Origin of the sequence: Marinifilum breve (genome assembly GCF_003202155.1) — a bacterium.
Taxonomy (GTDB): domain Bacteria; phylum Bacteroidota; class Bacteroidia; order Bacteroidales; family Marinifilaceae; genus Marinifilum; species Marinifilum breve.
In genome coordinates, this window is the sequence record NZ_QFLI01000001.1 from 211,016 (window position 1) to 224,989 (window position 13,974).

Below are 13,974 nucleotides of genomic sequence, written 5' to 3' on the forward strand. Positions count from 1 at the left end.
ATATTTGCATCTGTATTTATACAACCTTATAGCAAAGAAAAATTTGATGAGAGAAAAAGTTCTTCAACTGGCAAAAGAAAAGAATGCAGTTATCTTAGCGCACTATTACCAAACTCCGGATATTCAGGAAATTGCGAATTTTAAAGGTGATAGCTTGGCACTTGCTCAAAAGGCAACCGAAGTAGATGCAGATATTATTTTATTTGCGGGGGTTCATTTTATGGCCGAAACTGCAAAAATCCTTAATCCAAACACCAAAGTTCTCCTTCCTGATTTGGAAGCTGGATGCTCTTTGGCAGAATCTTGTCCTGCAGGTGATTTTGCAAAATTCAAAGCAAAATATCCCGATCACATGGTGATTTCATACATCAACTGTAGTGCAGAAATAAAGACTCTTTCCGATTTAATTTGCACATCAGGTAATGCGGTCCAACTGGTTGAATCGTTGCCTAAAGATCAGAAAATTATATTTGCTCCAGATAAAAACCTGGGTCGTTACATTAATGAAGTAACTGGAAGAGATATGGTTTTATGGGATGGAACTTGCGAGGTTCATGATATTCTTTCAGCAGAAAAAATCATGAAGATGAAAGTTGAGAATCCAGATGCAACTTTAATTGCTCACCCAGAATGTCCGCAACCGGTATTAATGCTTGCGGATTTTGTTGGATCTACAACCGCTATGCTGAAATACACCAAAGACAGCAATGCTCAGAAATTTATTGTAGCTACGGAAACTGGCATTCTTCATCAAATGAAAAAAGATTCACCAGAAAAGGAATTTTTAATTGTTCCTGCTGATGAAACTTGCTCGTGCAACGATTGTGCTTACATGAAGTTAAATACCATGGAGAAAATTTATTTGGCTCTTAAAAATGAACAACCAGAAATCATTCTTCCCAATGATATCATGGAAAATGCCAAAGCTCCAATAGTTAAAATGCTTGAAATGTCGAAACAGTTAAAACTGTAATTGTCTAAGAAAAGCCATCAAATCTGATGGCTTTTTTATTATTCTTATTTTATTTCTACTCCAGCTAATTCGCAAGCTTCTTTGAAGTGTAATTCATCAACTGCTTTGTATAAAACTGCAAAGGCTGAGTGTACCCAAACCAATGAAACGAATACTCCTACTACAAGGCAAATAATTCCCAGAATTATTATAATGAACGATAGAATGCCCATTCCAAAAATGGTCCAGAAATATCCTTTCGTAAGGTAATAGCTTAGTTTTACCGCTTGAATTGGATCTACATTTTTATCCATAACCAGATAAGGGACGAAAACCAATTTACACAACAGGTATATGCCGGGAATAATCAGTAAAATAAATCCAAGCCCAGTAATACCAATAACCAGCAAATGACTCAAAATAACTATCAAGTATTTTTTAAAGCCTGATAGAATTTCTTCGAATTGTGGCTCTTTTTTTCTGGCTGCGTTCAAATATATCCAGTCGAATCCATAATTAAATGGTGTAATAATCATTACATAGTAGATGAATCCAATTAAATTAAAAAATGAAATCCCGACAGAATAAGAATCATCAACATTTTCAAGGTACTGCTTATACCCCATTGGAATATCGAGTAATCCCGCCAGAATTACTGCCAAAAAAAGAATCAAGAAATGATTCTTCAATACATTCCATCCTTCTTGAAAACATCCACCAATGGTTGGGTAAACTTTTAGAACCAGCTCCTCTTTACAGAAATCGACTTTCATATTAACCTAAATACTTGTTTGCTTATAGAATTAAACTAAAATTAGTTATAAAATCTGAGATGTCTATATAATAATTTTCATTAAATAATCTACTTGCATGAACTGAAGGTAATTACCCGCAAATAAAAAAATACAATTTTTGATAGGGTAAATTTAAACTCATGCATCATAGTAATAGAAACAGGAAATTGAACGATCGTAATTCCATATTAACAACAATAATATAAACAGATAAAAACATTTTGCCATGAGAACAAATTTTATTTCAAAAATTACCATTCTACTTTCGGCATTTTTATTATTGTCATCCATTTCCGTATCAGCAGGAGAATGGAAGAAAAAAAAGAAGAAAGAAAAGAATAAGGTACAGCATGTAATTGATACCTTAAAATACAATGTATATAAAGGTAAAATACAAGATAAAGAATCTAAAGATCCTCTGATTTTTGCAACAGTTGCTGTTAAAGGCGTGAATGTTGCCACCGTATCAAACAACGAAGGTGAATTTATACTAAAAATTGCAAAAGGCTTACCGGTAAGCAAAATTGAAATCAGTCATGTTGGATACAAAAACCTGGAAGTTGATATCAAATCATTAAAACCTAAGAAAAATATACTACAACTTCAGATGGCAGTTGTTCCTTTGGATGAAATCAATATCTACCCATTAGACCCGGAACAATTGGTAAGAAGAATATTAAAGAAGGTAGGAGAAAACTACTCTACAACTCCTAATATGATGCAAGGATTCTACAGAGAAACCGTTAGAAAGAACAGAACCTATGTAGCAATATCCGAGGCTGTTGTCAACATTCATAAATCAGGTTATAGACAAGCCAAATCGGATCAGGTGCAAGTATATAAAGGAAGAAAAAGTCAGGATGTTAAGAAAATGGACACCCTTCTTTTTAAGCTACAAGGAGGACCTGCAACTGCATTACTTCTTGATGTAATTAAAAATCCTTACAACTTGCTTTCTGAAGATTTTAGTCGAAGTTACAAATTCAGTTTAAAATCGATTACGCAGATTAATGAAAAATTGCATTATGTGATTGAGTTTATTCAAAAAGAAGACATTGACATTCCTTTATATTATGGATTACTTTATGTAGAAAGTGAAAATTTAGCACTGACTAGTGCAAAATTCAGCTTAAATCTTGATAATCCAGAAGAAGCAAGTAGATTATTTATAAGAAGAAAACCTACAGGTGTTAAGGTGACTCCTACCTCAGCTGATTATATTGTAAATTATCATGAAACTGGAGGCAAATGGTATTTCAACTATGCTCGTGGTGAAATCAATTTCAAATGTAATTGGAAAAGAAAACTATTTAACACCAACTACAAAGCAATGACTGAAATTGCAATTACTGACAGAGATGAAACTAATGTTGTAAGATTCAACCGAAATGAGAAATTCAAACGAAATCAAGTAATGGTTGATGAAATTGGAAACTTTGCTGATAAGAATTTCTGGGGAGCACATAACACAATTGAACCTGATCAATCCATTGAGGCAGCAATTCGAAAATTAAAAAGAAAAGCTCGTTAATTATATCTTACTATTAACTGATAAAGCACTAATAATGGAAAGAATAACAAACTCTTTATATGGGGATAACAAAGAGAACACTGTAATTCTTTCCATTAATTCCTGAAGATAGCATCAATAGATTGTATTTTTAAATTAAACATATCCTAAGGAATTAAAAACTAAATATCCTATATTAGAAAATAAATAAACTAATATTAAAGGAATTCGAAAACAAGAATGTCGGAAGATACAAAGACCATATTATTAAGCATTCAAAAAGGCAATATAGAAGAGTTTGAAAAATTATTTAAGTTTTACTATCCACTATTATGTCATTATGCAGTAAAATTTGTCAAGAATCCAGATCAAGCAGAAGAAGTTGTTCAAAATTTATTTTGCCAGATATGGGAAGACAGAAGAAAATTAAAAATTCACACTTCTTTTAAGGCTTATTTGTACAAAGCAACCTATTTAAACAGCTTGCAATATTTAAGAAAAAAAGGAATTAGAAACCAATACGAAGATCACTTAAAAAACACAAGAATTAACGATTCATTCACAAATCATAGCTTGGAGGAAAAGGAAATTCAAACAATCATACAAAATACACTATTAAATCTACCAGAAAGATGCAGTAAAATATTTAAAATGAGTAGATTTGAAGGATTGAAATATCAAGAAATAGCTGATAAACTTTCCATATCGGTAAAAACCGTTGAAGCCAATATGGGGAAGGCATTAAAGGCATTTCGAAAAAATTTAAAAGATTACGTTAGTATTATTGTGCTTTAAAATAAAATGAAGAACGAAACATCACATAACATTGAATGGGAGATCATTTCGAAGTATTTGAGCGGAGAAATGAGTGAGGAAGAAAAATCTGCCTTTAAAAAGGTGATTGATTCAAACTCCGAATATGCTCAAATTATTGATGCATCAGAAAAGGATTTGGGTTTGGTTGAAGATGTAATGCAGATCAGAGAACAATACAATGCTGATATTGCGTGGAATAAAGTAAACGATCAACTTACGAATAAGAAGTTTGGCAAAAAGATTACTTTGAATGCAAAAAGAATTCTTCAATTTGCAGCAATGATTATTGTAGTAATTGGTTTAGGTCTGATCTCTAACAAAGTTTACAATGATTACCTATCGCCTTATCAAACTTTTATTTCGCAAGCGCATGAAAGCAGCAAATCCATTGTTCTAGCAGATGGTTCAACCATTACTTTAAACGGAGAAGCCAAGCTGGTGTATCCAAGAAAATTTAATGCTGACACCAGAAATGTAAGCCTGGAAGGTGAAGCTTTTTTTGATATTGCTAAAAATCCAAACAAAGCTTTTATTATTACAGCAAAGGGTGCTGAAATAAAGGTGTTGGGAACAGCTTTTAATGTAATTGCCAAGGATGATAAAGTTGAGGTTCTTGTCGAATCAGGTAAGGTTAAATTTTCAGAAATCAACAATAAGGAATCGGTTATACTTGAAAAAGGTGATTTTGCAATTTTAAAAGAAAGTTTGCTAAGTAAAAGCCTAATGAACGATGATAATTACTTATCGTGGAAAACACAAAAAATGGTTTTCAGAAGTATGGAACTGAAAGAAGTAGCCAAAGTAATTGAAAGGACCTATCACGTTCAGATTCAATTCGAAAGCAATGAAATTGAAAAAGAGCAAATTAGTACAACATTCGATCAGGAATCGCTGAATCATGTTTTAAGTACCATTTGCATGTCATTTAATTTGACATATGAGAAAAAAGGTCAAACCATCATATTGAAAAAAGGCATTTAGTCACAAATGAATAATATTAAAACATATCAAAAGTATTCAATGAAAAAACATACCATACTTTTCATTCTGCTATTGCTATGCTTTAATCTTAAAGCTCAAATACATTTGTTAGACAAAAAGATCAATCTAGACTTAACTGAAACCACAATTGAGAGTGCACTTGATAGTATTGAACAAAAAGCCCAATGCTATTTCACCTACAATGCCGAACTTTTTAAAGGTCGCGAAACGCTGAATCTTACTATCAAAAATGAAAAGCTCTCAAGTGTATTAAGAAAATTAATTCCAGATAAAGCCCTTAATTTTCATGTTACCAAAAAGCATATCGTAATTGTTCCTGTAAAAGAAGCACTATATATTCCTGCACCTAAAGAAATTATACCTTACATCTCATATCGAAAACTCTCTGGTACTGTTAGGGATCTGAATTCGAAAGAAGTACTTCCATATACTAGTATTGGAATAAGAGGAAAGCATTTAGGTACCATTACTAACCAAGATGGTGAATTCTCGCTAAGTATATCTTCAGAGAACTTAAATGACACTTTGGTTTTTTCTTATGTTGGATATAAGAATGAAGAAATTGTTATCTCAAATCTGAAAAACAATCAAATTGAAGTGGAACTCAAAGAGGATTTCATTTCCCTTCAAGAAGTAATAATTCGTAACAATGATCCTTTGGCTTTGATTCATGCTGCTGTGCATAACATACACAAGAACTACCCACAAAAATCAACCAACTTAACCTCTTTTTACAGAGAATCAGTGACGAAGAATAATAAATACATGATTTATCTGGAATCTGTATTGGATATTTACAAAAGTTCCTATTCTCATTCAGATGCACTGGAAAGAGTAAAGGTTTTTAAAAGCCGTAAAATTTATGATGTTTCAAGACTAGATACCATTTCATTTAGGCTTAAAGGCGGAATTAAAGGATGTTTGCAATTAGATATTGTAAAAAACTTACCTGAGTTTCTAGATGAAGAATATACACATTTGTATAATTATCGCTTGGCCGATATTAGCACGTACAACAATCGTTCGGTATATGTTATTGAGTTTAAACCAAGGCCTAAACTAAGAGAACCTTTATTGGAAGGTAGAGTCTTTATTGAAACAAATAATTTGGCTATCATTCGTGCTGAATTTGGCTACGATAAATATAGAATGAACGAACTAAAAGATAGATTCGTTGTAAAAGGCAGTGCAAGAACCAAAACCAAACCAAGCATTATAAATTATATAGTCAGTTATCGTGATATTAATGGAAAATATTATTTGAATCACGCAATGGGGAATCTAAAATTCAAAGTTAAAAATAAAAAGAAATTATTCTCCAGCTATTTCTCAACCTCATTCGAGATGGCAACAACAAACATTAAAGCAGACAATGTAATTAAATACCGATATAGAGAAACCATAAAGCCAACTACAATTTTTTCCAATCACCGAACAAGCTATGATCCTACTTTCTGGGGTAAAAATAATTTTATTAAACCCGAAGAGAGCATTCAGGATGCTTTAAAAAGAATCAACAATAGCATGCAACAAATTGCTTTGGGCAAGTCAGAAGTAAATTAATACCGATTATTAATTTGTATAAGCCATTAGTGCGCTTCACTTCTAATGCCTAACAACATTATATATCGGCATTATACCTAAACAATTCGAGAGCTTAAAATAGCTCTCTATTTTTTTAAAATGGCATAAGATTTATTGTATCTTTCGAAAAATCATTGAATCGAAAATATGCCTTGGACTTGCCCCAATTGTAAGCGAATTCTTCCCGGACCAAATCAATATCATTCTTGTTATATTACCGATAAAGAAACTCATATCAAGAAAATGGGTGATCATGTAATAGACACCTTTACCCTATTGGAAGAGTATGTAAACACATTCGAAAACATTGAGATTTTATACTTAAAAACCTGCATTCAATTTAAAATCGGGGCAAATTTCTTATCTGTTTACCCTAAGAAGGATCGACTCGTATTGGAATATCAACTGCATCAGGAAGAAGATGTATTCCCAGTTATCTTTTGCAAGCGAATATCTAAAAACAGGGTGCTTCATAGGTTAGTAATAGCCGAACCTGATGATTTCGATGAACAAATAAAGGATTGGATAAAGGCTGCTTATTGGACTGTGAGGAAAAAATAATTTATATTTTTGTTCTTCCGCAAATTACAATTGAAATTTTATTAGATGATAAATAATATCAAAAGCATACTTAAAAACCTATCTGGTTTAATTATAGGAGCAGTATTCCTTTTTCTTACCTTACACGAAAAGCCATTAGGGCCTGTATGGGAGAGTTTGGCAGGTGCTGATTATTTTTTCATCTTCCTGAGTTTTCTATGTCTGTTTTTGGTTTTTTATTTAAGAGCATTGCGCTGGAAACTCTTAATTGAAGAGGCAGGAGAAACACCTAAGTCCGATAAAGTACTTACATCTCTCCTTTTGGGATATTTCGTAAATAGCTTTACGCCTAAACTTGGCGAAATCATTCGTTGTACATCACTGCAGAAGAACTCGAAAGTTCCTGTTGCTGTTTCAATGGGAAGTGTAATGGCCGAACGAGCGTATGATTTATTGATTCTAGGCCTGGGGATTGTAGCCATATTTTTTATCGAAGTGGATAGACTTCAAGGAATCATTGATTCAACCATAGGTGGCATTTCACACATTTATGGATATCGCTACATCTATGTTCTACCCATCCTTCTTATTCTTTTTGTGGTATTATTCGTTCTTAGTCTTAAAAGACTTAAAAAATCAGAAAAACCAATTGTTAAGAAAGTTATTGGATTTTTGCAAAGCATGTTTGAATCTTTAAAACATGGTTTACTATTAAAAAAGAGATTCAAATTTATCCTACTTACCCTCTTAATTTGGATGGCCTTGGTAATTCTAAATTACATTTATCTTCTGTGCTTGCCAGAAACATCAGAATATTCAATCTTCTTTGCCGTAGTGATATTATTTATTGGCGGTCTTGGCTGGGCACTACCAAGCCCAGGCGGAATAGGAACTACGCACTTCTTTTTGTTACAGCTATTTTTGGCCTATCAACTCGATGCCAATGCAGGAATTAGTTTTGGAATTTTATCCAATGGATTAACTTTTATTGGAACCCTTGTGCTTGGTGGCTATGGTTACTTTAGATATTGGGTAGAAATGAAGCGGGCATAAATTGTATCTGGAGTACTTAAAGGTTAAAAGTTGTATTGGTTTTATATACCACGGTGCGCTGCACCTTAATATTTTGCTCGGTATATTTGTCATACAAAGACTAGGGTGCTACGCACCTTTACAAAATCAAAACTAAACAAGCTACAGAGTAGCGAAGTATTTATAGCAAATAAGAAAGTTAACAAAGAAAGGTGCAGCGCACCGCAGTATTAGGATCTATAATTGACATTTAAATACTGTGCAGTGGATAATAATTTAAAGATTCATGGCAATATTATTCATGTTGCCTGTATGTATTAGAATTAATTGTGAAAATCAAAAAATGGATATGCCTGCAAACTCAGTTTTTACAACTATCTTTGTCGCAAATTTGAAGACAAAGAAGAATGAAGTTTAGTCAATATAACTTTTCACCAGATATTAAGAAGAATCTGGAAACACTTGGTTTTAAAAGACCCACCGATATTCAGTACAAAGCCATCCCTCCCATTGTAAAAGGTGAGGATGTTTTGGCTATTGCACAAACCGGTACCGGTAAAACGGCAGCCTTTGCCATTCCTATTATCGATAAAATCCATAAATCGAAAAAAAATAAGAGTAGTAAAGACATTAAATGTGTTGTAATGGTTCCTACTCGTGAGCTGGCAATACAAATTACCGAAGTGTTTCAGGAAATTGGCAAGTACACCAAAGTAAAGAGCTTTTGCGTTTTTGGTGGCGTTGAACAAGATCCACAAATTGCAAAATTGCAGAAAGGAATCGACATCTTAATTTCGACACCTGGTAGAATGTTCGACCTTACAAGCCAAGGTTATATCAATTTGAGAAATATTGACACCTTGGTATTGGATGAAGCGGATCACATGTTGGACTTGGGCTTTATTAAAGACATTCAGGACCTAATTAAATTTTTGCCAAGAAACAGACAAACCTTATTCTTTTCGGCAACCATTACGCCAAAAATTAAGAAGTTGGCTTATTCATTGGTTCGAAAAGCCATTCGCATTCAAATTTCACCGAAAGATCCGGTATCACGCAATGTAGAGCATTCATTGGCATATGTAAAAATGGATGACAAGCGTTTCTTCCTGGAACGTATTGCTAAAGAGCATGAGGAAAGTAAGATCTTGGTTTTTGTAAGAACCAAAGTTCGTGCCGAGCGTGTACACAAAGCAATGGATCGTGTGGGCGTAAAAACTCAATTGATTCATGGCGATAGAGAGCAAAAAGATCGTTTGGCAGCCTTAAATGAATTTAAATCAGGCAAGGTAAAAATCCTGATTGCTACCGATGTAAGTGCACGTGGAATTGACATTCCTAATGTAGATTACGTGGTAAACTACGATCTTCCTGATGTATCGGAAAACTACGTACACCGTGTTGGTCGTACAGGACGTGGCGTACAAAAAGGGACTGCTATTTCGTTCTGCTGCCCAGATACAGAAAAGGAACTTTTAAACGAAATTGAAGATTATCTTGGCGGAGAAATTCAAGTGATGGATATTTCACACCAGGAATACTCTGCAACCATCGACTTTTCAGAAGATTATTCAAAAAGCTTGAAAGAACTTATGGAAGAAGCTGATGAATACTTCGAAAATCCAAAAAAGAAAAAAAGAAAGAAAAAGTAAAATACTTCGAGCTCAAACCAATATAGTTTGAGCTTTTCTTTTGAATATTTTAAGAGTCCAGGATTGTAATATTTCCTTTAAAAAGGTTTAGTATAACATCATGTCTTTGGGGCATTGGAAGGTCAAGCTGCTTATATGTAGAATAACTTTTAGAAAGACGGAGAAGCTGAGAACTTGTTCGAAGATCACTCCGCCGCACTTAAAGTTTTCAAGTAGAAGCAGTTTTTGCTTACACGCCCTAGATTTTTTGTTTACTTTTTCATCAATGGAAAAAGTAAAAGCCTTCCGGCTTGAGGATATAAAGAAATTTACAACTCATGATTCAAATTATTTATTAAATTCGGTAAGCCATTTTGTTTGATCTCAAGCAAAGTGGTCTAAACACTAATTTCAATATCTTACACATGCAATCACTTATCTCTCCCGAAAGCAACATGGTGTTGTTTTTCGTTGTGGCAGGTGCTGCCGCCTTTGGAATCTATTCAGAACACAAAAAATGGTTTGGAAAACTATCAGGCATCTTGGTTACCATGATTTCCATGTCCTTATTGGCAATGGCTGGAGTTGTTCCTGTAGCATCGAACCCAAACATTAAGGTAGATGTTTACGAATTGGTATTTTCGTACTTCATTCCCATTTCCATCCCTATGCTGCTGTTTAGTTCCAACATTGTAAAAATTGTAAAGGAAAGTGGCAAATTGCTTGTCGCTTACATTTTAGGAGCCATTGGAATTGTTTTGGGTTGTTTTTTGGCCTTCAACATTATCAATCTAGGTCCTGATTCTGGTAAAACTGCCGGGGTTATTGCAGCAACCCTTGTTGGTGGTAGTGTGAATTTTATTGCTGCTGCCGAAGCGCTTAATTTTAGTACAAACCCACTATTTACTGCTACCATTGCGGTTGACAACTTTGTTTCGAACCTGTATACCCTATTCCTGTTTTTAACTCCTTCTCTCCTGTTTTTGTCTCGCTTTTTTGTAAAGCCTAAGGCCGAAAATCGTGTAGAAGAAAGCTCAGCCAAAAAAGCTGAATATCCTATTACCATGGAGCGAATTGCCGTTTCGGTATTTATTGCAGCTTTCATTGCAGGTGCAGGTAGCTTTGTATCGCCTTATTTACAAAGTCTTTTAAATACAGATATCAATTTAAGCATCCTGATCATTACCGTTTTTGCTGTTTTGGCAGCCAACCTGTTTCCTAAACAATTGCAACCTCTTGAAAACACCGCATTCTCGGTTGGTTTATGGATGATGTATGTGTTTTTGGCAGTAATTGGTGCCGCTACCAATATTCAGCAAATTTTCAGTATCGGACCAGCTGTATTGGCTTTCTACCTAACCATTATGGTTTTCCACTTTTTGTTTCTAATGGCATTGGCCAAGCTGTTCAAGCTTGATGTTTACGAAGTGGTAATCTCTTCGGCTGCCAATATCATGGGTCCATCGGTTGCTGCACCTATGGCTGCCTCAATGGGACAAAAGAAACTGGTTACGCCTGGTATTCTAGTCGGAATTTTAGGCTATGTAATCGGTACTTTTATTGGTGTTAGTATTGCGATTTATTTGAGCTAAGAATATTAAAACCATTGTATAAAGAAAGGCTTTGCAGGATTGCAAGGCCTTTTTTATTATTCCATTGAATCATGAAACGCTTCCTCCGCTCCTGTGAATTTGAAATTCACAGGTTTCGAGTTTGGGATTTCCAATCCTTAAAAATCGAATTTGAAATTCTTAACGCCTTGAGCCCTGATTGCAAATCAGGGCTAGCAAGAGAAAAGATCGCGCTATCAGTACTCCTTGGGAATTAGAATTTAATTATTCAAAATATCCAAACATCTACTTAATATTTCCTTATTATTTATAATCACAACATTTAATCCAATCCTTGTTCTTGAAACAATTTGAAATAACATTTTAGTTGGGTGATAATATGGTCTATTCCTATACTTCTTTGTAGATAATCTATTATTGTTATAATAAAAGTATTCATCAACAACTGCCACTACATTATCGAATTCTTGACCTATAACTGTATGAGCATTATCATTTTCATCATCTAATTTGTGACTTTCATAAGGTAGTGTGTATACAGTAGAAGGAGTATAATTTATAATTTTCCAATTTTCAGATTTTAATTGCTTCAAAAACGATACAGCTAATTTATAACTTGAGAAGTAATTAAGCTTTATGTTTGAATAATTAACTTTTTCTAGCTGTCTATTTTTATTGAATAAACATTGAATAAAAGAAGCTACTTCCTTATTGGTTCTAATTTTAGTTGTAAGCTCATAAGAATTAACTGTTACATTTCTTTGAATTAGTTGTTCAATATTATTATTTATTTCCCCTCTCCTAAGTGTTTGTTGTCCATCGTACGAAAACAAGCAATTAATCGACAATTTCTTAGTTTCATTAACTACATGTTCAAGCTGAATTGGATAAACTCTTTGGGCTTCATCAATAACAACTAAATGATAATTAGAAAAATCTCTATACTGTAATTTCTTTGCTGAAACAATCTCCCATCCATAATTGTCACGTAGTGAAATATGACCATCATTCAAATATCCACAATGCACAAGTAGAATTGAATGATGTTCTGAAAATTCCTTCACAATATCATAAGTCAATAATGTTTTTCCAGTTCCTGCTTTTCCCTTAATAGCAAGTATTGAGTAGTTTGACAAATTTAGTTGCTTTAAGATCTGACATTTAAATTCTTCTTGATGCTTTGTCAGAAAATACTTCCCATTTATAAACGCTTCTGTAGAATTAAATGGAGAAACCAAATAATTTGAAGGGTTAAAATAACAATCAATATCTTTAATTTCTATTACTTTTTGGGCCTCTAAAATAGAAAGTAAATACTTAATTTTTACTTCTATAATATTATCCTCCTTATCAACACTATATAGTTTTCTTTCCTCTGCAACATATGTAAAAATATAAACATCTTTATTTAAAAAGCTTAAGTAATATCTATTTCTTAATATTTGCTTCTTTATTTTTTCAGGTGTACTTTTCCTCTTTAATTCTACATTTAAAATAGAATCATCATCAATTCTTAATAAGTCAAATTCTTTACCTATCTGGGGAATTGAATATCCTATAAAATACTTATCAAATAGTTTAATATTATTTGTTTTGGAAATTAAATGTTTGACAAAAACTCTCAAGTCATTAAGTTCCTCTTTTTTGATTTTTACAGAAAAAAAATCCAAATAAGAGTTAAATAGTTCATCAGCAATTGTTTTATGTCCATTTAAAACTGAAATTAAATTTATTTGTTTCATCTTCTTGATTAAATAGTCGTTGTATTTTAGTTAATCTGCTACATTTTTGATTATCATTATCTAAATCCCCCAAATCTACAAAATTCTTCACCAACACCCACATCTTTTTTTTAAACATATAATATAAAAATGAAAACTATTGAAAAGCATATGACTTCCATTTCTTGGTGAAAACTAGTATAAACTTATTTTTAAATCAAAATAAGTGTAATAAGCAACAAGCCCTACCATTATAGTTCATAGAGTAGTCCCTTTTTGAGATTTTCTCACCGACAATAATATGATACTTTTATGCGTCATCCTCTCCCACACACGCATGAATGAGTTCCATTCCTAGGTAGATGTGACACTGACCTAGGTTTATTTGATCTGAACGCACGTTTAGCTGAGCCAAACATAGGAAAAGATGAGCCTGACGCGCGTCGGAATCACATCATCGCATTTTTTGATCTATTTTGGATAGGTTCGCATCATATTTTTGCAGGAAAATGACATCCATTTCCATAAAAACCTCTCAAAAATTAGGGTCAAGCTCATATTTTCCTACGTTCAGATGAGTTTTTCCTACGTCAGCTTCATATATTTCTACATTCAGCTCATCTTTTCCTATGTTTATGTCATATACACCCTAGGTAACATCTCACATACTTCGTATTGAAAATTCATCATTTAATGATAAATCACTCCTTCTTACAACTTACTATAAAACTATATAATCCTGTATTTCCAGGCAATACAGCAGAAAATACCATAACTATACACAAGCTAATTAGCAACACACAAGACTATTAATAAACCCA

Annotated in this window: 11 protein-coding genes; 9 read left to right on the top strand and 2 right to left on the bottom strand. The window is 33.2% G+C overall.

From position 1 onward, the window contains the following. Positions 1 to 46: 46 nt before the first annotated feature. Positions 47 to 973, top strand: a complete 927-nt coding sequence (nadA, locus tag DF185_RS00855; RefSeq protein WP_110358834.1) for a quinolinate synthase NadA — start codon at positions 47 to 49, stop codon at positions 971 to 973. Between the two features lie 44 nt (positions 974 to 1,017). Here nadA and DF185_RS00860 read toward each other — a convergent pair whose 3' ends face one another. Next, positions 1,018 to 1,725 carry a hypothetical protein gene (locus tag DF185_RS00860; RefSeq protein WP_110358835.1) on the bottom strand — a complete coding sequence of 236 codons (708 nt, stop codon included), beginning with the start codon at positions 1,723 to 1,725 and terminating at the stop codon, positions 1,018 to 1,020. Positions 1,726 to 1,972: 247 nt separating this feature from the next. Here DF185_RS00860 and DF185_RS00865 point away from each other — a divergent pair, with 247 nt between their 5' ends. The 8 genes from DF185_RS00865 (at position 1,973) to DF185_RS00900 (ending at position 11,453) form a co-directional block, all read left to right on the top strand. Beyond that, a complete protein-coding gene (locus tag DF185_RS00865) occupies positions 1,973 to 3,277 on the top strand; it encodes a carboxypeptidase-like regulatory domain-containing protein (RefSeq protein WP_110358836.1) in 1,305 nt (434 codons plus the stop codon). Positions 3,278 to 3,496: 219 nt separating this feature from the next. Continuing rightward, the gene (locus tag DF185_RS00870; protein ID WP_110358837.1) at positions 3,497 to 4,051 is read left to right on the top strand and encodes an RNA polymerase sigma-70 factor; all 555 of its coding nucleotides are present in this window, start codon (positions 3,497 to 3,499) and stop codon (positions 4,049 to 4,051) included. Between the two features lie 6 nt (positions 4,052 to 4,057). Then, positions 4,058 to 5,053, top strand: a complete 996-nt coding sequence (locus tag DF185_RS00875; RefSeq protein ID WP_110358838.1) for a FecR family protein — start codon at positions 4,058 to 4,060, stop codon at positions 5,051 to 5,053. 39 nt (positions 5,054 to 5,092) lie between these two features. Further along, positions 5,093 to 6,637: a carboxypeptidase-like regulatory domain-containing protein gene (locus DF185_RS00880; RefSeq protein WP_165835903.1), complete on the top strand. Its 1,545-nt coding sequence runs from the start codon at positions 5,093 to 5,095 to the stop codon at positions 6,635 to 6,637. A gap of 168 nt (positions 6,638 to 6,805) precedes the next feature. Further along, on the top strand, positions 6,806 to 7,219 hold the full coding sequence (locus DF185_RS00885) for a DUF5655 domain-containing protein (RefSeq protein ID WP_110358840.1): 414 nt from the start codon (positions 6,806 to 6,808) through the stop codon (positions 7,217 to 7,219). 45 nt (positions 7,220 to 7,264) lie between these two features. Next, the gene (locus tag DF185_RS00890; RefSeq protein ID WP_110358841.1) at positions 7,265 to 8,251 is read left to right on the top strand and encodes a lysylphosphatidylglycerol synthase transmembrane domain-containing protein; all 987 of its coding nucleotides are present in this window, start codon (positions 7,265 to 7,267) and stop codon (positions 8,249 to 8,251) included. Between the two features lie 386 nt (positions 8,252 to 8,637). Next, positions 8,638 to 9,882: a DEAD/DEAH box helicase gene (locus DF185_RS00895; protein ID WP_110358842.1), complete on the top strand. Its 1,245-nt coding sequence runs from the start codon at positions 8,638 to 8,640 to the stop codon at positions 9,880 to 9,882. Positions 9,883 to 10,286: 404 nt separating this feature from the next. Beyond that, positions 10,287 to 11,453, top strand: a complete 1,167-nt coding sequence (locus DF185_RS00900) for a DUF819 family protein (protein WP_110358843.1) — start codon at positions 10,287 to 10,289, stop codon at positions 11,451 to 11,453. 239 nt (positions 11,454 to 11,692) lie between these two features. On the opposite strand, the gene DF185_RS00905 is transcribed toward DF185_RS00900, so the two are convergent. After that, positions 11,693 to 13,174 carry a DNA/RNA helicase domain-containing protein gene (locus tag DF185_RS00905; RefSeq protein ID WP_110358844.1) on the bottom strand — a complete coding sequence of 494 codons (1,482 nt, stop codon included), beginning with the start codon at positions 13,172 to 13,174 and terminating at the stop codon, positions 11,693 to 11,695. Between the last annotated feature and the right edge of the window lie 800 nt (positions 13,175 to 13,974).